Annotated in this window: 18 protein-coding genes; 9 read left to right on the forward strand and 9 right to left on the reverse strand. The window is 73.3% G+C overall.

Annotated features, from left to right (window positions below; translation table 11 throughout):
- Positions 1 to 168: 168 nt before the first annotated feature.
- Positions 169 to 900, forward strand: coding sequence for a sensor histidine kinase (locus MPTA5024_RS37225; RefSeq protein ID WP_051459152.1), 732 nt, complete (start codon positions 169 to 171; stop codon positions 898 to 900).
- 31 nt (positions 901 to 931) lie between these two features.
- On the forward strand, positions 932 to 2092 hold the full coding sequence (locus MPTA5024_RS37230) for a PAS domain-containing sensor histidine kinase (RefSeq protein WP_051459153.1): 1161 nt from the start codon (positions 932 to 934) through the stop codon (positions 2090 to 2092).
- 35 nt (positions 2093 to 2127) lie between these two features.
- Here MPTA5024_RS37230 and MPTA5024_RS37235 read toward each other — a convergent pair whose 3' ends face one another.
- Complete coding sequence (locus MPTA5024_RS37235) at positions 2128 to 2859, reverse strand: GNAT family N-acetyltransferase (protein WP_036333129.1); 732 nt, start codon at positions 2857 to 2859, stop codon at positions 2128 to 2130.
- A gap of 358 nt (positions 2860 to 3217) precedes the next feature.
- Between MPTA5024_RS37235 and MPTA5024_RS37240 the strand changes: the two genes are divergently transcribed.
- From MPTA5024_RS37240 to MPTA5024_RS37250, 3 genes are all read left to right on the forward strand, one after another.
- Positions 3218 to 4720, forward strand: a complete 1503-nt coding sequence (locus MPTA5024_RS37240; RefSeq protein ID WP_036333645.1) for a PQQ-dependent sugar dehydrogenase — start codon at positions 3218 to 3220, stop codon at positions 4718 to 4720.
- 111 nt (positions 4721 to 4831) lie between these two features.
- Positions 4832 to 5317 (forward strand): MarR family winged helix-turn-helix transcriptional regulator, encoded by a 486-nt coding sequence (locus tag MPTA5024_RS37245; protein WP_036333131.1) that lies wholly within the window; start codon positions 4832 to 4834, stop codon positions 5315 to 5317.
- Positions 5318 to 5387: 70 nt separating this feature from the next.
- Entirely contained in the window at positions 5388 to 6842 is a 1455-nt protein-coding gene (locus tag MPTA5024_RS37250; RefSeq protein WP_063794867.1) for an MFS transporter, read from the forward strand.
- A gap of 9 nt (positions 6843 to 6851) precedes the next feature.
- Here the strand turns inward: MPTA5024_RS37250 and MPTA5024_RS37255 are convergent, their stop codons facing one another.
- Together MPTA5024_RS37255 and MPTA5024_RS37260 are read right to left on the reverse strand one after the other, a co-directional pair.
- Complete coding sequence (locus MPTA5024_RS37255; RefSeq protein WP_157099939.1) at positions 6852 to 8180, reverse strand: molybdopterin-dependent oxidoreductase; 1329 nt, start codon at positions 8178 to 8180, stop codon at positions 6852 to 6854.
- 292 nt (positions 8181 to 8472) lie between these two features.
- A complete protein-coding gene (locus tag MPTA5024_RS37260) occupies positions 8473 to 9957 on the reverse strand; it encodes an FAD-dependent monooxygenase (RefSeq protein ID WP_036333135.1) in 1485 nt (494 codons plus the stop codon).
- A gap of 264 nt (positions 9958 to 10221) precedes the next feature.
- Here MPTA5024_RS37260 and MPTA5024_RS37265 point away from each other — a divergent pair, with 264 nt between their 5' ends.
- Positions 10222 to 10473 carry a hypothetical protein gene (locus MPTA5024_RS37265; protein WP_036333137.1) on the forward strand — a complete coding sequence of 84 codons (252 nt, stop codon included), beginning with the start codon at positions 10222 to 10224 and terminating at the stop codon, positions 10471 to 10473.
- A 63-nt stretch (positions 10474 to 10536) separates the two neighbouring features.
- Here the strand turns inward: MPTA5024_RS37265 and MPTA5024_RS37270 are convergent, their stop codons facing one another.
- The 3 genes from MPTA5024_RS37270 to MPTA5024_RS37280 are packed head-to-tail and all read right to left on the reverse strand — an operon-like array spanning position 10537 to position 13340.
- The gene (locus MPTA5024_RS37270) at positions 10537 to 11079 is read right to left on the reverse strand and encodes a NifU family protein (RefSeq protein ID WP_036333139.1); all 543 of its coding nucleotides are present in this window, start codon (positions 11077 to 11079) and stop codon (positions 10537 to 10539) included.
- Between the two features lie 6 nt (positions 11080 to 11085).
- A complete protein-coding gene (gene feoB, locus MPTA5024_RS37275; protein ID WP_036333141.1) occupies positions 11086 to 13041 on the reverse strand; it encodes a ferrous iron transporter B in 1956 nt (651 codons plus the stop codon).
- A complete protein-coding gene (locus tag MPTA5024_RS37280) occupies positions 13038 to 13340 on the reverse strand; it encodes a FeoA family protein (RefSeq protein WP_051459154.1) in 303 nt (100 codons plus the stop codon). Before MPTA5024_RS37280 ends, feoB begins: the two co-directional genes overlap by 4 nt.
- Before the next feature lie 145 nt (positions 13341 to 13485).
- On the opposite strand from MPTA5024_RS37280, the gene MPTA5024_RS37285 reads away from it, so the two are divergent.
- Both MPTA5024_RS37285 and MPTA5024_RS44480 read left to right on the forward strand, forming a co-directional pair.
- Positions 13486 to 14160, forward strand: coding sequence for a DsbA family oxidoreductase (locus MPTA5024_RS37285; protein WP_051459155.1), 675 nt, complete (start codon positions 13486 to 13488; stop codon positions 14158 to 14160).
- Between the two features lie 37 nt (positions 14161 to 14197).
- Positions 14198 to 14323 carry a hypothetical protein gene (locus MPTA5024_RS44480; RefSeq protein WP_269750672.1) on the forward strand — a complete coding sequence of 42 codons (126 nt, stop codon included), beginning with the start codon at positions 14198 to 14200 and terminating at the stop codon, positions 14321 to 14323.
- A gap of 98 nt (positions 14324 to 14421) precedes the next feature.
- Here the strand turns inward: MPTA5024_RS44480 and MPTA5024_RS37290 are convergent, their stop codons facing one another.
- Both MPTA5024_RS37290 and MPTA5024_RS37295 read right to left on the reverse strand, forming a co-directional pair.
- Entirely contained in the window at positions 14422 to 15762 is a 1341-nt protein-coding gene (locus tag MPTA5024_RS37290) for a M1 family metallopeptidase (protein ID WP_036333143.1), read from the reverse strand.
- 105 nt (positions 15763 to 15867) lie between these two features.
- Complete coding sequence (locus MPTA5024_RS37295) at positions 15868 to 16698, reverse strand: NAD(P)H-binding protein (RefSeq protein WP_036333145.1); 831 nt, start codon at positions 16696 to 16698, stop codon at positions 15868 to 15870.
- An 84-nt stretch (positions 16699 to 16782) separates the two neighbouring features.
- Between MPTA5024_RS37295 and MPTA5024_RS37300 the strand changes: the two genes are divergently transcribed.
- Complete coding sequence (locus MPTA5024_RS37300; protein WP_036333147.1) at positions 16783 to 17757, forward strand: AraC family transcriptional regulator; 975 nt, start codon at positions 16783 to 16785, stop codon at positions 17755 to 17757.
- A gap of 97 nt (positions 17758 to 17854) precedes the next feature.
- Here the strand turns inward: MPTA5024_RS37300 and MPTA5024_RS37305 are convergent, their stop codons facing one another.
- Positions 17855 to 18568, reverse strand: a complete 714-nt coding sequence (locus MPTA5024_RS37305; RefSeq protein ID WP_036333149.1) for an SDR family NAD(P)-dependent oxidoreductase — start codon at positions 18566 to 18568, stop codon at positions 17855 to 17857.
- Positions 18569 to 18623: the final 55 nt, after the last annotated feature.

Genomic DNA, 18623 nt, shown 5'->3' on the forward strand with positions numbered 1-18623 from the left:
CGGGCCGCGCGAACCTCCCGCGCGACCGTCCGCCGCGTCGCGCCCACACGCCACGCAATGGAAGGAGCACGTGCTGTGACGGCACTCCCCACGCCCCCGTACGACTGTGAGCCGCACCCATCCCGTCAGGGCAGGACCGCGGCGGCGATTCAGACGTCCCTCGACACGATGCGCGAACTGAAACGCGAGCTGCAGAAGGAACGGCGGTTCGCCTCCGACGCCTCGCACGAGCTGCGCGCGGCCGTCGCGGGGCTGCGCGCGGAGCTGGAGGAGGCCCGCCTGCATCCCGACCAGACGGCCCTCGGCGACCTGGTCGCCCGGGCGTTGCGCGATCTCGACCGGCTGGACGCGATCCTCACGGACCTGCGCGTCCTCGCCGAGCTGGAGACCGGTTCCGGCGTCCAGCCGCGGTGCGCCGACCTCGCCGAGATCGTCCGTGCGGAGGTCGCCCGCAGGTCCGACCCCATCGACGTACGGCTCCGGCTGCACAGCGGAGTGATCGTGCAGGTCGTCCCGATCCGGATCGGCCGGCTGCTCACCAACCTGCTGGACAACGCCCAGCGGCACGCCAGGCACCTGGTCGAGGTCCGGGTGAGCCGCGAGAACGGCCACGCCGAGCTCACGGTGACCGACGACGGAGAGGGGATCGCGGAGTGCGAGCGGGAACGGATCTTCCAGCGCTTCACCCGCCTGGCGGCCGCCCGCCGCCTCGACCGCACCGGCACCGGCCTGGGTCTGGCGATCGCCCGCGACATCGCCCGTTCCCACGTCGGCAGCCTGCACGCGGAGGAGTCCGAGACGGGTGGGGCGGCCTTCGTCCTGCGCCTTCCCCTGGCGGGCCCGGCCGCTTCCGCCGGACCGGAGCCGGAGCGGCACCTGCACGAAGCGATGGAGACGTGAGCTCCGCCGAGCGCGCGCCGAAGGGAACCCGATGAGACAGCACCTCGACTACGCGGCCCTGTTCGCGGCCGTCCCGAGCCCGTGCCTGGTGATGACGCCGGACATGACCATCGTGGCCGTCAACCAGGCATACCTCGACGCCTGCGGCCGGCGGCGGGAGGAACTGCTGGGCCGGCACGTGCTCGACTCCTGCGCCCACGACCACGCCGACCCTGGCAGGCGGCGCGCGCTGCGGAACCTCGAGGCCTCGCTGCGCCGGGCCCGGGCCACCGGCAAGCCGGACGTGATGGCGCCGCAGAGGTGCGCCATGCCCGTCTCGGGCAGCGGGGGTCTGCCCGAGGGGCGGTACTGGAGCACGGTCAACTCGCCGGTCTTCGGCTCCAACGGCGCGGTGGTGCTGTTCGTCCACCGTACGGAGGACGTGTCGGCGTTCCTCCAGCAGTGCCGGGGGAGCCGCTCGCCAACGAGCCCGTACGCCACGGAGACGCACGACCTGAACGAGCAGGTGAGGGAGGCGGCGACGTACGCTGAGCGATTGCTCGACCGGCAGCGCCAGTTCGCCGCCGACGCCTCACACGAGCTGCGCACGCCGCTCGCCGCGCTGCGCCTGCAGGTGGAGGAGGCGCAGCTCCACCCCGACCACGTCGACCTGCGTGATCTGCTCGGCCACCTGACCGGCGACCTCGACCGGCTCGCGGCCATCGTCGACGACCTGCTCCTGCTGGCCACGATCGAGGTCGACGCCGACGAAGAGCTGGAGGAGGTGAACCTGACGAGCCTGGTAGAGACGGTGGCCGCCCGCTGGGCCGGAAGCTGTGACGTGCGGCTCGACCTGGAGCCGGCGGTGACCGTGGACGCCGCCTCCTGGCAGCTCACCCGGCTGCTCGCCAACCTGTTCGACAACGCCCGGCGGCACGCCGCGCGGCGCCTCAAGGTGGACCTGCGCCGGGCCGGCGGTCACGCGGAACTCGCCGTGGCCGACGACGGGCACGGCGTCCGCCCGGATGACCGCGACCGCATCTTCCAGCGCTTCGTCCGCCTGGACGCCTCCCGCAGCCGCGACCGCGGCGGCCCCGGCCTGGGCCTGGCCGTCGCCCGCGCCATCGCCTCGGCCCACCGCGGCACCCTGCACGTGGAGGACGCCGCCTATGGCGGGGCGCGCTTCGTCCTGCGCCTCCCTCTCGTCTCCTGACCCGCGTCGCGTACAGATCTACGACGTAAAGGCGGTCACCCGCGCGCGTCGGACAGCACGCCGGCGGGAACGCGGACGGCGGCGAACGTCGTCATGCGGCGGAGACGGAAGCCGAGCGCCTCGTAGACGCGGATCGCGCCGGTGTTGCTCGCGACGGCGTGCAGGAACGGAATCTCGCCACGGGCGCGGACGCCGGCCGCGACGGCCAGGACCAGCCGGGACGCCAGACCCCGGCGGCGGAAGGCCGGGTCGACGCAGACGGCGCTGATCTCCGTCCAGCCGGGCGGGTGCAGGCGCTCGCCGGCCATGGCGATCAGGGCGCCGTCGTGGCGGAGGCCGAGATAGGTGCCCATGTCGACGGTCCGCGGCAGGAACGGGCCCGGCTGGGTGCGCTCGACGAGGTCGAGCATCTCCGGGACGTCCGCCGCCGCGAGGCGGACCGCCTCGCCGTCCGGCGCCGGCGCCACGTCGTCGCCCACCATCTGGACGCCCACGCCCTGCGCCACCACCTCCCACCCGTCCGGCGGCGGGAAGGCGCCGGCGACGGGGACCGTCGCGCCGGGTCCCGCGAGCACGGCGAGGTCGTTCCAGTCCGCGGGGCCGGGGTCGTCGGGCAGCGCGTAGAACGGCGAGACGTCGTCCGGGTAGCGCACCGCGTTGCCGTGCCGCTCCGCGAAGTGCGCGTGCGGGCCGGTGAGCGAGGCCCAGGTGGGGTTGTCCAGGAGGTGACGGTCCGCGGCCCCGCCGCCCGGCGCGCCGACGCTCACGCGCCCGCCTCGATCGTGCCGGGGGCGTGGCCGTCCTCCGCCGCACACGGCGCCTCGTTCCGGGGGAACGTCCGCACGAACGCCTTCGGCATCCGACCTCCTGTCATTCGTCCTTCTCTGGGGCATTCCAGATTAATTATCGATAATAAAAGTAGGAAATATAGGTAAGAAGCGAAAGGTTTCCTGGTTTACCTGAAAGTTTCCTGAACCGGCCGGCGGCCGGTGAGGGGAGGACCAGGTCATCGAGGCCGAGGGGGAGCGGGCGGAGGCCGGTCGTTGCCCCCGCCGCGGACCGCGGCTACGTTCCCGGACACACCCGGAGCCGACAGCCGACGTCTCATCCCTCGGGGGGCACGTGATGCCGCACCGTCTCGCCTCGGCCCTCGCCGCGGCCCTCACCGTCCTGGCCGTCGTGGCGGCGCTCATCGTGACCCGTCCACCCGCCGCCGGAGCCGCGACCGGCGGGTTCGACTTCGGCCGCGCGCAGGTCTCCGCGACGGGACTCCAGGTGCCGTGGGGATTGGCGTTCCTCCCGGACGGCAGCGCCCTCGTGTCCGAACGGGACACGGCGCGCATCGTGCAGGTGCGTCCCGGGTCCGCGCCCACGCCGGTGGCGACGGTCCCGAACGTCACGCCCTCGGGCGAGGGCGGTCTCCTCGGCATCGCGGTCTCGCCCGCGTACGCGCAGGACCAGTGGATCTACGCCTACTACACCACGTCCTCGGACAACCGGGTGGTCCGCTTCCGCCTGAATGCGCCGGCCACCCAGCAGGTCATCCTGTCGGGCATCCCCCGCAACTCCTTCCACAACGGCGGACGCCTCGCGTTCGGACCCGACGGCATGCTGTACGTCTCCGCGGGCGACGGCGGGAACACGGCAAACGCCCAGGATCTGAACAGCCTGGGCGGCAAGATCCTTCGCCTGCTGCCGGACGGCGGCGTCCCTTCGGACAACCCGATCGCGGGGTCGCGGGTGTACAGCTACGGCCACCGCAATGTGCAGGGGCTCGCATGGGACGGGCAGGGACGGCTGTACGCCAGCGAGTTCGGCCAGAACACCTGGGACGAGATCAACCTCATCGTCGGCGGCGCGAACTACGGCTGGCCCACCTGCGAGGGGATGTGCAACGACCCGCGCTTCCGCAACCCCCTGGTGACGTGGAGCACCGCGGAGGCCTCGCCCAGCGGCATGGCGTACGCCAACGGCACGCTCTTCGCGGGGGCGCTGCACGGGACGCGGCTGTGGACGGTGCCGGTGAACGGCGCCACGGCCGGCACCCCGGTGGCCGAGCTCCAGGGGACGTACGGGCGCCTGCGCACGGTTGCGGTCGGACCGGACGGGTGGCTCTGGGTGACGACGAGCAACCGCGACGGCCGCGGCACTCCGGCCGCCGACGACGACCGGATCATCCGCGTCCCTCCGGCCGGCAACCCGTCGCCCTCGCCCAGTCCCTCTCCCTCGCCCAGTCCCTCTCCCTCGCCCAGTCCCTCTCCCTCGCCGAGTCCGTCGCCGTCACCCAGCCCCTCGCCCAGCCCGTCGCCGACCGGCGGCCCGCTCGGCTGCTCCGCGACGTACCGGGTCGTCAGCCAGTGGCAGGGCGGGTTCCAGGGCGAGCTCGCGGTGCGCAACACCGGGACGGCGGCCCTGACGGGGTGGAGCGTCACCTTCACCTTCCCCGACGGCCAGCGCGTCACCCAGATCTGGGGCGGCCGCTACACCCAGTCGGGAAGCGGCGTGACGGTCCGCAACGAGACGTGGAACGGCGCCCTGGCGCCCGCCGCCTCGACGACCGCCGGATTCCTCGCCAGTTGGTCGGGCTCCAACCGGGTGCCGTCCGCCGTCGGGTGCGCGGCCGCCTGAGACCGGCCGGAACGCCCGCCGGCCCCGGCCCTCGGCCGGGCGCCTGCGGGCGCCGCCGTATCGTCCGTTCGCGGATAATCCGCAGCGGGACGACGTGGGTACGCTGGTGGCATGACGGCGATGGCTCCCGCGCGCACCGAGACGGACCTGTCCTTCCTGCTCGACCACACGGGTCACGTGCTGCGGACCCGGCTGGCGGCGGCGCTCGCCGAGATCGGGCTGACGACGCGCATGCACTGCGTGCTCGTCCACGCCATCGAGGAGGAACGCACGCAGATCCAGCTCGCCGAGCTGGGCGACATGGACAAGACCACCATGGTCGTGACCGTGGACGCGCTGGAGAAGGCGGGGTACGCCGAGCGCCGCCCGTCCAGCGTGGACCGGCGGGCGCGGATCATCGCGGTCACCGACGCCGGAGCGGAGATCGCCCGGCGCAGCCAGGAGATCGTGGACGGCGTGCACCGGGCGGCGCTCGGCTCGCTGCCGGAGGACGAGCGCGAGGTCCTCGTGCGCGCCCTGAACCGCCTGGCCGCCGGCCACCTCGCCACCCCAGCGGACGGCGCCCAGCAGGCCCGGCGAGCCCGCGAGCGAAAGTAGATGCGAAGAGGATCGTCTACAACAAAACTATCTGCTACGGTCTTTCTCGTCGATACGAGACGGGAGAGACATGTCGTACATGCAAAACTCGCGCTGGACCGCGCTGGGCGTGCTGTCCGCGACGGGGCTGATGACGGTCCTCGACGGGAGCATCGTGACGGTGGCGATGCCCGCCATCCAGAGGGATCTGGGGTTCTCGCCGGCCGGGCTGAGCTGGATCGTCAACGCCTACCTGATCCCCTTCGGCGGCCTGCTGCTGCTGGCGGGAAGGCTGGGCGACCTGGTCGGGCGCCGCACGATGTTCCTGGCCGGCAACGCGATCTTCACCGCCGCCTCGCTGCTGGCCGGCGCGTCCACCGGTCCGGGGCTCCTGATCGCCGCGCGGTTCCTGCAGGGGGTGGGCAGCGCGCTCGCCTCCGCCGTGGTCCTGGGCATCCTGGTGACGCTGTTCACCGACCCCCGGGAGCGGGGGAGGGCCATCGCGGTCTTCAGCTTCACCGGAGCGGCCGGCGCGTCGATCGGGCAAGTACTGGGCGGGGTGCTCACGGACGCCCTGAGCTGGCCGTGGATCTTCCTCGTGAACGTGCCCATCGGGGTGGCCACGGTCGCGCTCGCGCTGCCGGCGCTGCCCGCCGACCGGGGCATCGGCCTGGCCGCCGGGGCCGACGTCGCCGGCGCCGCGCTGGTGACCGCCGGTCTCATGCTGGGCATCTACACGGTCGTCGAGGTCGAGAAGTACGGCTGGCTCGCCGTCCACACGCTCGCCCTCGGCGCGGTGTCGGTGGCCCTGCTCGCCGGGTTCGTCGTGCGGCAGGCCACGGCCCGGGCCCCGCTGATGCCGCTGCGCGTCCTGCGGTCGCGCAACGTGGCCGGCGCGAACCTCGCCCAGATGCTGAGCCTGTCGGGGATGTTCGCCTTCCAGGTCCTCGTCGCCCTCTACATGCAGCGGGTGCTGGGCTACGGGGCGCTGGACACGGGTCTGGCGATGCTCCCGGCCGCGCTGCTCATCGGATCGGTCTCCCTGTTCGTGTCCGCCCGGCTCAGCGCCCGCTTCGGCGCCCGCGCCGTCCTGGTCGCCGGTCTGGCACTGCTCGTCGGGGCGATGCTCCTGCTCACCCGGATCCCGGTGGACGCCGTCTACGTCACCCACCTGCTGCCGGTGATGCTGCTCCTCGCGGGCGGCGGGCTGGTGCTCCCGGCACTGGCCACACTCGGCATGTCCGGAGCGGGGGAGAGCGACGCCGGTCTGGCCTCCGGGCTGTTCGGCACCACCCAGCAGGTCGGCATGGCCGTCGGCGTCGCGGTGCTGTCCACGCTGGCCGCCTCGCGCACCGACGAGCTGCTGGCGGCCGGAGCCGGGGAGGCGGCCGCGCTGACCGGCGGCTACCGGCTGGCGTTCGCCGTCTCCGCGGGCCTGCTGGGCGCGGCGTTCGCCGTGGCGCTCGCCGTCCTGCGCCGGCCCGCCCCGGCCGCTCCCCAGCCGGTCGCGGACGCGGCGGCGATGGAGACGTCCGCGAGCTCCTGAGCCCGGGGGTCACGGCATGTCGCTGGGCGGGACCACGATGAGCTCCAGCGGGTAGTGCCCGTTGTAGCCGAGGCCGTGCTGGTTCCACACGACGTCCTGCGGGCGGGGCTGGACGTTGCCGGCCCTGTCCCTCGCGCGGGACATCACGCGGTACTGCCCGGGCCGGGCCCGCCACGGCACCTCGAAACGGACCCACATGAAGGGCTCGGGAGTGTTCAGCAGCGTCGCCCTCCGCCACGGCACCTCGGTGACCCAGCGCCCGGGCGCGGCGAGCCTCTCGACGGAGACGTCGACGCGGTCGATCGCGCCGTGTCCCGACCACGCCCGGCCGCGCAGGACGACGTCGCCCGGGTGCAGCGTGACCTCCGGGTCGTGCTCGATGGCGCTGCGGATGGGGCTGACGCTCAGCGGGACCGGCTCGGGATAGGCCGGACCGGTGAGGACGTGCCTCGTCTGCAGCCCGGTGGGAGGGATGCGACGGGTGGACACCTCGACCTCGCCGAGCCACTTGACGAAGGTCACGGCGCTCCACCCCGACAGGAGCAGGCGGAGCGGGTAGCCGTGGTCGACGGGCAGGTCCCGCCCGTTCATGCGGTACACCAGCAGCGTGTCGTCCTTGAGGACCTTCTCGATCGGGACGACCTGGGAGTAGCGCACCGTTCCGCCCGGGAAGCTCCGGTTGACGATGAGGTCCAGGCCCATGAACTTCACGTCCACAGGCGACCGGGCCCCGGCGGCGGCGAGGACGTCGCCGGCCCGCACCCCCGTCCACTCGGCGGCTCCCACCGCGCCGAAGTGCCACTGGGTGTAGCCGACGGGAAGCCAGCGCTCGTCGGCCCCGCCCGGCGGCAGCTTCGGGAAGAACGCCGAGCAGTTGGCCCCGCAGTCGATCGTGCGCCTCAGCGTCACCGCCGGCATCGCCAGCAGGTCGTCGTACGTGAACGACCGGGGACGGGTCAGCGCGTCACCGGTGAGCCTGAGCCGCCAGGCGCGGCGGTCGATCCGCGGCGGGCGCGCCCTGTTGTGGATGTAGAGGCGGTCGTTGGGGATCGCGTCCCCGTACTCGGCGTGCCGGCCGTCCAGGACAGCCCGCCCGACCGGGCCCCACTTCATCTCCTCCGAGCCGTTCTCCCGGTGGACGAAGTAGCGCGACGGCGTGGGCTGGACGACGAAGTCCGCCGCCTCGCCGGGGGTGGGGGACGCTCCGCGGGCGAGGAACGGCGCCGCGGCCCCCGCCGCCGAGCACGCCAGGAACGATCGCCGCGAGTATCCCGTCTCCGGCGGGATCTCCTGAGGGCGGCCGGTCCCGTCCTCGCTGTGGTCCGGTCGATGTGTCACCGCGAGCACCCCCGTATCTCGCGCCGGTTCGGTTCAGGCCGTTCGGGGCGGGGCGTGGCGGCCCCTGCGGCCGGTCACACCGGCGAACGTCCAGGCCGGCTCGGGGGACGGCGGGTGTCCGGCGTCCCTCCCATGGACGAGCGGCGAGGACATGAGTCGGACATGCCCTCACGTTAGGAAGGCCGCGATCCTCTCACAAGGCTGATGACCTGCATTTTTGGTCACCGCTTGCCCTGTGTGGGCATTACGGGTGCTCGGCGGCTGCCGGCGTGAAGCCGTCGAAATGATCCCTTTAGGGCAGGCCGGGACCGCCGCCGGCGGCGGCGGCCAGGGCGGTGGCGGCCTCGGACCGCAGGGCGTCGCCGTCCGTCTCCGAGGCCCAGGCGACGTGCCCGTCCGGACGGATCAGCGCCGCGCGGACCGGCCGCCAATCGGCCCGCGACTCGACCGGCCGGTCCCGCCGGACGGTCAGCCCGGGGGGCGCGGCCGCCCGGCCGGCGACGGCGGAGGCCGCCCCCGCGAAGTCGAGCAGCACGTACCCGCCCGGGACGAGCAGCCCGAACAGCCCCGTCCCGTCGGACAGCCGCAGGTCCGGGGCCCGCGTGCCCACCAGCGGGTGGTCGCCGGGACCTCGCCCGTAGGAGACGCCGATGCCGGAGACCTGCCGCGCCAGGTGGTGGGAGAACTGCGGCACCTGCCCGACGGCGTCGTTCAGCACCGCGCGCAGGGCGAGGCTCTCGGGCGTGAACGTGGTCATGAGCGCGGTCTGTCCCCGGGTCAGGCGCAGCGTGGCGGCGCCGACCGGGTGCCTCTCCTGGTGGTAGGTGTCCAGCAGGCCGCCGGGAGCCCACCCCCGAACGGTGGCGCCCAGCTTCCATCCGAGGTTCCCCGCGTCCTGCAGGCCGACGTTCAGGCCCATCCCGCCGGCGGGGAAGAGGCGGTGGGCGGCGTCCCCTGCCAGCAGCACCCGGCCGTCGCGATAGCGGTCGGCGAGGTGCGAGGCGGTCCCGGTGCCGGACACCCAGACCACGTCGCGCAGGCCGAAGTCGGTGCCGGCCACCGACACGAGCCGCGCCCTGATCTCCTTCTCGCCGGGGAGGGCCGCGTCCGCGCCGGCGTCGCCGTCGATGCCGCCCACCCGGTGGACGCCGGCCCCCATGGGCACGACCAGCACCTGACCGGCCTCGTTGGTGGCCTGGAAGTACGCCACCGGCGGAGGGTCGTCGAGGGTCACGTCGGCGATCCACGTGTAGGCGGTCGACTCGGTGCCGGGGAAGCCGATCCCCGCCGCCGCCCGGACCGCGCTGCCCACGCCGTCGCATCCGACCACGAATCCCGTCTCCAGGCTGTACGGGCCGTCCGGCGCCTCGGCCCGCACCACGACCCCGTCCGCCGTCTGGGTCAGGCCGGTGAAGGCGTGCCCGCGGCGGACGGTCACCCCCAGGTCGCGGGCGTACCCCTCGGTCAGTTCCTCGACCGTGGGCTGCGCGAGCAGGAGGACGTACGGGAAGGGGGTGTCGAGGACGCCGTAGTCCATCCGGGTGTCGAAGAGGCCGAAGTGCGAGCTGGGCACCTGTGTGCCCCTGGGCACGAACAGCTTGTCGACGCCGCGCGAGGCCCACAGCTCCATCGTGCGGGGATGGACGGTGAAGCCCTTCGAGTGCGTGTCGCGCTCGGTCCGCCTCTCGAGGACCGTGACGCCGGCGCCGGCGAGCCGCAGCTCCGCCGCGAGCCACAGCCCGGTGGGGCCGCCTCCCACGATGACGACGTCACCCATCCACCGCTCCCGTGTCCGCCGATCGGCCGCGTCGCGGCCGCGGGGGCGCACGCGTACCCCCGGCTCCTCCGGGAGATTGGATCATGCTCAGGCCGCCGCGGCAATGCCGTGCCAATGCCGGGCCAATGCCGTGCCAATGCGACGGGATGAAATGACCGGCGAATGCCTCCAGAGAGGGTCAGCGGCCTGGACGCGCTTCGAGGCCGCCGCCGACAATCGAAGTCCGCGATCGCGACCTGCGGCTCGATCGGAGAGGAGCGATCCATGCGGGGAAAGCGACTGTTCACGGTCTTCGGGGCCACGCTGTTCATGGCCTTCGCGCCCTGCTCGTTCGGCGTGTCGTCGGCGTCGGCGCAGCCGAGCCTCGCCGCGGCCCCGTCGTCCTGCCAGGGGTCCCCCACGCTCGGCCTCTCGGCGGGGAACCCGAGCGACAAATGCAGCTACCGGTGCACGAACCACCGCCGGTTCAAGTGCTGCAAGAGGACGGGATGCAAGCGGGTGAGCGGCAAGTGCTAGCGACCCGCTGACAACCCGGGGGGCGCGCCGACCGGCCGCCCCCCGGCCCGTCGTGCGGCCGGGTCAGGACGGCGGGGCGCCGGCGTCGGTGACCTCGCGAAGGGCCGGGAAACGCCGGCGCAGCGTGTCCTCCAGCCGCCGCTTCATCGTGACGCGCGCCGCCGGGCATCCGTTGCAGGCGCCGTTCAGGCGCACGGTGACGACGCCTTCGTGGGCGGCGACCAGGTCGATGCCGCCTCCGTGAGAGCGGGCGAACCGCCCCACCTGCCCGTCGATGAGGTCCCGGGCGGCGGTGTACAGCAGCAGGTCCTCCGGCGACTCACCGGCGTCGTCCGCGGACGCCCAGCCGGCGGGGTCGTCCAAAGCGGCGTGGAGCGCGGTGCGGACGCGCGGGCCGTCGGCCGGCCAGCCGCGGCCCGGCCGGAGGCGGGTGACGACGGCGGCCGGCTCCACCCGGACCTCGGCGAGGGTGCCGTCGGTCAGCAACGCGGCCAGCGGCGCCGGGACGGCGGCCGGCCGCCCGATGAACGGCAGCACGTCCGCGGGGACGACCCAGCGCAGCTCGTCGGGCCGCCCGGGCACCGGCTGGGGATGGGTCGGGACCATCGGCGCTCACCCGCCCAGCATCGTCGTGATCGTCCTCGCCAGGTACGCCATCACCCAGGCGGTCGCGGTCAGGTAGGTGAACGCGACCGCCGGCCACTTCCAGGTGCCCGTCTCCCGCCGCATGATGCCCACGGTGGCCATGCACTGGAGGGCGTAGGCGAAGTAGACCAGCAGCGCGGCGATGGTCGGCGCGGTGAACACCCGCTGCCCCGCGCGCGGGCCGTCCGGGTAGGTCATGGTGCGCAGGACCTGCGCCGGGTGCTCCGGGTCCTCGGCGGCGGCGACCTGGCCGAGGGTCGCGACGAAGGTCTCCCTGGCCGACTGCGCCGACAGCACGCCGACGTTGACGCGCCAGTCGAAGCCCAGCGGGTCGAAGACCGGGGCCACCAGGCGGCCGAGGTCCGCGGCGTAGCTGTGGTCGACGACGTAGGAGGAGACGGCGGTCGCGTCGCCGGGGTCGACCCCGGCCGCCCGCATCTGCGCGGCCGAGTGCAGCGGCAGGTTCAGCAGCAGCCACAGCCCGACCGTGGTGACCATGATGATGGTCGAGCACTTGCGGATGAACGACCTGGACGAGTCCCACATGGCCACCAGCACCGACCGCGGGGCCGGCAGCCGGTACGGCGGCATCTCCATGTAGAACGGCATGACGAGGCCGCGGCGGTCGCCGAGCCTCTTGAAGGCCCAGGCCGCCACCATGGCCGACACCGCGCCGAGCAGGTACATGCCGAACATGACGAGCCCCTGCGCCCCGAACGGCCCGACCTTGACCGAGGGGTCGACGAGCAGGCCGATGAGCAGCACGTACACCGGCAGCCGGGCCGAGCAGGTCATGAGCGGCGCGGCCATCATCGTGGCGACGCGGTCCTTGGCGGAGGGCAGCGTGCGGGTCGCCATGATGCCGGGGATCGCGCAGGCGAACGACGACAGCAGCGCGACGAACGCCCGCCCCTCCAGCCCGGCCCGCGCCATCACCCGGTCCATGAGGAACGCCGCGCGGGACATGTAGCCGACGCCCTCGAGAAGGGCGATCAGCAGGAACAGCAGGACGATCTGGGGGACGAAGACCAGCACCCCTCCGACGCCGCCGATGACGGCGTCGCCGAGCAGCCCCGACAGCCACGCGACGTGGACGTGCGCGGCGACCAGGCCGGACAGCCACCCGAAGAACGCCTCCACGTACCCCTGGAGCGGGGCGGCCAGGGTGAAGACGGTCTGGAAGAAGAGCAGCATGACGACGAAGAACACGGCCGTCCCCAGAACGGGGTGGAGCAGGACCGCGTCGACGCGCTGGGTGACCCGGTGACGCTCGGCGGACCGGTACCCGGCGAAGGCCAGGACCGACTCCGCCCAGGCGTCGGCCTCGTCCGGGTCCGCCGGGGGCGGCATCACCGGGCGCGGCCAGGACCGCCACTCCGCCAGCCGCTCGCGCAGCTCACCGATGCCGTGCCCGCGGTGGCCGACCACCGGCAGGACCGGCACGCCGAGGGCCTGCCCGAGCGCCTCGACGTCCAGGTGGCCCTGCCGGCGGGTCAGCTCGTCGGTGAAGGTGACCACCACGCAGGTCGGCAGACCCCGCGCGAGGACCTGCGCCACGAACCCCAGCGACCGCCGCAACGTGGTGGCGTCCACCACGACCAGCAGGGCGTCGGGCCGCGGCACGTTCTCCAGGCGGCCGTCGAGCACGTCGACCGTGATCTGCTCGTCGGGGCTGATCGGCTCCAGGCTGTACGTCCCCGGCAGGTCCTCGACCGCATAGCTGCGCCCGCCCACGCGGAAGGTGCCGACGAACCGGGAGACCGTCACCCCGGGATAGTTGCCGGTCTTCGCCTTGAGACCCGTCAGGCTGTTGAAGACGCTCGTCTTGCCCGCGTTGGGGCTGCCGACGAGGGCGACCCGGGGCATGTCCGTGAGGACCGCGCCCGTGCCCGGATCACCGGTGTCGTGGCAGTCGGCGCTCACCCGTCCGCCCTGACCGTGTACACGCACGCGGCCTGCGCCCTGCGCAGGCACACCTCGTAGTCCTTCACAAGGTAGACGACCGGATCGCGCAGCGGGGCCCGGCGCACCACCTGGACCACCGTGCCCGGGGTGAACCCGAGGTCCCGCAACCGGCGGGCCGTGGCGGGCGATCCCGCGGTCGTCACCCGCGTCACGGTGGCCCTGGCGCCGGGCGCCAGGTCGGCGAGGGGCCGTTCGCCGTCGCTCCGCACCGCGGACAGCCGATCACCCGGCTCGACCAAGTCGTCAACGGTGGTCATCCACGCCTCACCTCGCCGTTCCGGACGGAACACGATCAGATCAGTAAGGCTAGGCTACGCTGACAACTGATCGGTCGTCTCCCCACCCCGGTCTCCCGGCATCGCCCGCCGTAAATCTCCGCTCGGAACCCAGGAGGGAACGATCATGGACGTCATCGCCCCCGCGGGCGCCGGCGAGACCCGGCTGCGCATCGACGTGTGGGCCGACCTCGCCTGCCCCTGGTGTTACCTGGGCAAGAAGCGGCTGGAGACGGCGATCGCGCAGTCGGACGCCGCCGGTCGCGTCGACGTGGTGCTGCACGCCTTCGAGCTCGACCCGGGGGCGTCCCGGACGGTCGAACCGAACCTCGAGTACCTCGCGCGGCATCTGCGGATGCCGCCCGCCCGGGCCCGCGCGCTGGAGGAGCAGATGAAGCAGCTCGCCGCGCAGGAGGGCCTTCCGTACGAGATCGACCGCGCGCACGGCAACAGCCTCGATGTGCTGCGGCTGACGCTTCTGGCCAGGACGTACGGCCTGGCGAACGCGTTCATGGGCGTGGTGCAGGAACGCCTGTTCAGCGGCGCGGCCGACGTCTACGAGCCGGAGTTCCTGATCTCGGCGGCCGAGCGTGTGGGTGTCCCGACCGATGAGGCGCGCGACGTCCTCGACGGCGACCGCTTCGCCGACGAGGTGCGCGCCGAGCACCGGGCGGCCCTCGAACTCGGCGCGACCGGCGTCCCGTTCACCGTGCTCGACGGACGCTACGGCATCCCCGGCGCCGTGCCGGTGGAGGGCTACCGCGAGGCGATCGCGACGGCCCTGGGCACCCTCGGCTCCTGATCACCCGGTTCCCCGATCTCCCGGAAAGAGGTTCCCGATGCCCCTCGACATCCTCCCGATCCCGGCCGACGGAGCCTGTGATCCCGAGACGGGCGTCTGCGCCGTGCCGCCGCGCGATCTCACCGCCGCACCGGACGAGGACCTCGCCGCCGTACGCGACTGACGCGCGGTACGGCGGTGGTCCTCTCCGGCCGGCTCCACACGGGCGCACGCGGTGGAGCCGGGCTTGCGGCCGGCGTTCATGCCCGGCCGGTCACGGGATCAGCCGTCGATGCGGTGGGCGGTCCAGAACGACGACAGGTCGACCGAGGTGGCGGCCTGCGCGGCGGCCTTGAACTCGGCGGTGGTCGACACCCCGTACCAGTGCGCGGCGGCGTAGTTCTTCAGCAGGTTCTGCATCGCCGTCGTGCCGATGGCCCGCCGCAGGTCGTGCAGCGCGCACTTGCCGTACGTGTAGACCACCGTGCCGTACCGGCTCGGATGGGCGTCCCAGTACGCCATCGAGTTGGTGATCTTCTCGGCCGACGACTGCCAGGACACGCCGTTCCAGCAGTTGGTGCCCGAGACGCCGTTGTAGAGGTCGGTGGCGTAGTCGGCGAACGACTCGTCCAGCCAGGGGCTGGTGTACTCGTCGTCCCCCACGATCCCGTACCACCACTGGTGGGCCAGCTCGTGGGCCAGGGCGGTCGAGCTGATCACGTCGAGCACGAAACCCGGGTACTCCATCCCGCCGAACCAGAAGTTGTTGTCGAGCACCACGTCCACCTCGCCGTACGGGTAGGCGCCGAACCGCCCGGCGTGGGCGACGAGCGCGTTCCTGGCCGTGGTCATCATGGAGCTCGCGCTGCCCGAGCTGATCGAGCTCACCCGGTAGACGTTGACCGTGACGCCCGTGGTGGTCGTGCCGGTCGTCTTGACGAACGGCCCGGCCGCCCACGCGAACTCGCGGACGCTCTTCGCGGTGGCCTTGGTGACAGTACGGCCGGACGTCCCCGGCGTGTCGGACGACGTGCCGGTGGCGGGCACCAGCAGCGAGGACGGATGGTCGAGCGTGACCGAGTAGTCGCTGATCAGCGAGTAGAACGACTCGCCGTTGTTCGAGTACGGGTCGAGGTGCCAGCCGCTCCCGTCGCGGACGGCCAGGACCGGCAGCGCGTTGCCGACGAAGGTGAACGAGCCGTCGCGGCCGAACCGGTCGGCGCCGGACGGCACCACGATGCTCAGGTCGAACCCGACGGTGCCGCTCTGGCCCTGGCCGAGCGGAGCGGGCAGCGCGATCTTCATCGCGGTGCAGCCGACCGACAACGGCGACGGCGTGCCCCCGGTCACGTTGGTCACGGTGACCGGGGTGGAGGGGCACGCCCCGTGGTAGTTGTCCCACAGCCGCAGGTAGACCTCGGTCAGGGGGTCCGCGGACGCGTTGGAGAACGTGACGCTCTCGTGTCCCGTCCAGGTGCTGCCCGACGTGTTGCTGGACAGGGTGACCGTGTAGGAGGGCGACGACGGGGTGCGCGTGCCGTCCGCCGCGTGGGCGGCCGGCGGGACGCCCCAGACGAGGAAGAGCACCACCGCGGTGGCCGAGACCAGGACTCGTCGGACCATGAGGACGTTTCTCCCTTACAGGCGCGCCGGGCCCCCGATCTGCCGACGTAATGTAACTTCTTGTCAAATAGGGGTCAATGCGTCCTCCATTTCCGATATGGGACGTCAGGTCCAGAGACCGGAGGCGGCCGTCTCGGCGACGTACTCCTCGAACGGCCGGGGCGGCCGGCCGAGGGCGCGGTCGACGCCGTCGAGGACCGCCCCGCCCACCCCGTCGCGGAGGCCGGCGAGGAGGCCGGTGAGCAGCCGCGCGACCTCGGGGGGTACGCCGTGGGCGACCTGGCGCTCAACGTGGGCCGCGGGGTCGGCGTCGTCGTAGCGGATCACCCGCCCGACGGCCGCGCCGATGAGGCCGGCCGCCTCGCCGAACCCGATCGCCCGCGGCCCGGTCAGTTCGTAGACCTCGCCGGCGTGGCGGTCCTCGGTCAGCGCCGACACGGCGACCTCGGCGATGTCCTCGGCGTCGACGAACGGCGCGCGGCCGTCGCCGGCCGGCAGGGACAGGGTCCCGGCGAGGATCCCGGGCCGCCAGAACTTCTCGCTGAAGTTCTGCGAGAACCAGGTCGGCCGCAGCACGGTCCAGTCGGCGCCCGAGCCGCGCACGGCCTCCTCGACGATCTTCAGGGGATGGCCGTCCTCGTCGGCGGCCGGGGCGGACAGGAGCACCAGACGCCGCACGCCCGCCGCCGTCGCCTCGGCCGCGAACGCGGGGACGCGCGCCCGCCGGTCGATGCTCGTCCGCAGGTCGGGCTCCATCAGGTAGGCGGCGGTGACGCCGTCGAGCGCGGGCGCCCAGGTCTCCGGATCGCCGAGGTCGAAGGGGACGTCGCCGCCGGTCCTGGCCGCCGTGCGCGCCGTCCGGCCGGCGGCCCGGAGGCGGGCGGCGACGCGGCGGCCGGTGGTGCCGGTGCCGCCGAGAATGAGGATGTCCGTCATGGCAGGCAAGCCAACCGCACGAGGGCCGGGACGATCCATGGGAGAACGTCGGACATTCCTTTGCGATCGTCTACCCTGAGGGACGTGGACGTCCTGGGCGACCTGCTGCACCGGGCCCGCGCGAGGAACGCGGTGGTCCGGCAGCTGATCCAGCGTCCGCCGTGGTCGCTCACCTTCGCCGAGGCCCCGCCGCTCACGGTCGTGGCGACGCTCGGCGGCCACGCGTCGATCAGGCTCGGCGACGACGCCCGCGCGGCGACGGCACGTCTCGCCGCGGGCGACATCGCGCTCGTCGCCGGCGGCGGCCCGTACACGATCGCCGACGATCCCTCCACCCCGCCGCAGGTCGTGATCAGCGGGCGGCGCAAGCAGGTCGTGAACCCGAGCGCGGAGGCGGCGGCCGCCCACCGGCGCCTCGCCGCCCGCACGTACGGTGACGACGGACCGCCCGGGGCGACGACCATGCTCAGGGGCGCCTACGAGCTCCGCGGCGACGTGGGCGACCGCCTGCTGGGGATGCTCCCGCCGCTGGCGGTCGTGCCGGCCGGGCCCCGGACCCGGCCCGCGCTGGACCTGCTCGCCGCCGAGGTCGCCCGCGACGAGCCCGGCCAGGACGCCGTGCTCGACCGGCTGCTGGATCTCGTGCTCGTGCTGGCCCTGCGGGCGTGGTGCGCGGAGCCGGGTCCGGCGCGTCCCGCCTGGTACCGGGCGCTGGCCGACCCCGCCGTCGGCGGCGCGCTGCGCCTCCTGCACGGGGATCCCGCCCGCCGGTGGACGGTCGCCGCGCTGGCCGCCGCGGCCGGCGTGTCCCGCGCCGCCTTCGCCGCGCGCTTCACCGGCCTGGTCGGCGAGCCTCCGCTCACCTACCTCACCGGCTGGCGGATGACCCTGGCGGCGGACCTGCTCCGCGACACCGACGCGACCGTCGCCGCCGTGGCCCGCCAGGTCGGGTACGGCGACCCCTTCGCCTTCAGCGTGGCCTTCAAGCGCGCCCGCGGCGTCAGCCCCTCGGCCTGGCGCTCGTCGTCCGCCCGGCCCGGCCCGCCCCCGGGCGGCTGATCCGGGCGCGGCGGCCGGTGGAGGCGCGGCCCGTTCCCGGGTGGCTGATCCGGCTGTGGAGGCCGGTGGAGGTGAGGCCCGGCGCCGGTGGCCTCGCTCAGTGACCGGCGTTCTGGCCGCCGTCGACGTGGAGGATCTCGCCGGTGACGAACGGCGCGTTCTCCAGGTAGAGCACGGCGTCGACGATGTCGCTCACCTCGCCCATGTGGCCCACCGGGTGGAGTCCGCCGAGGAACTCATGGGTCTCCGGAGCGTGCATGGGGGTCTTGATGACGCCCGGCGAGACGGCGTTGACGCGGACGCCGCGGGTGGCGTACTCGATGGCCAGGGCCTTGGTGGCGGCCTGCAGGCCGCCCTTGGTGAGGGAGGCCAGCGCGGAGGGCAGGCTGGAGTTGGGGTGGTCGACCAGGCTGGTGGTGATCTGGACGATGTGCCCGCCGCCCTGGGCGAGCAGGTGCGGCAGGGCCCGCTGGGTGATGTGGAAGAACCCGCCCAGGTTCACCGCCACCAGTGAGGAGAACTCCTCCGGGGTGTAGTCGGTGAACGGCTTGGCGACGAAGAACCCGGCGTTGTTGACCAGGGTGTCGATGCGGCCGAACCGCTCGACGCCGGCCTCGATGACACGGTCGGCGGTGGTGGGGTCGGCGATGTCGCCCCGGACGCTGAGGACGTCCCGGTCCAGCGACTCCGCGATGGTGCGGGAGGTGGCGACCACGGCGTAGCCGAGCTTGCGGTAGGCGGCGACCAGGCCGGCTCCGATGCCCTGCGACGCCCCGGTGACGACCGCGACCTTCTGACCCTGCGTGCTCATCACAAGTGCTCTTCTCTCAAGGGGATGGAATCTCCGCGACCGGTACTAGCCGACC

Source organism: Microbispora sp. ATCC PTA-5024, assembly GCF_000511135.2.
Classification (GTDB): Bacteria; Actinomycetota; Actinomycetes; order Streptosporangiales; family Streptosporangiaceae; genus Microbispora; species Microbispora corallina.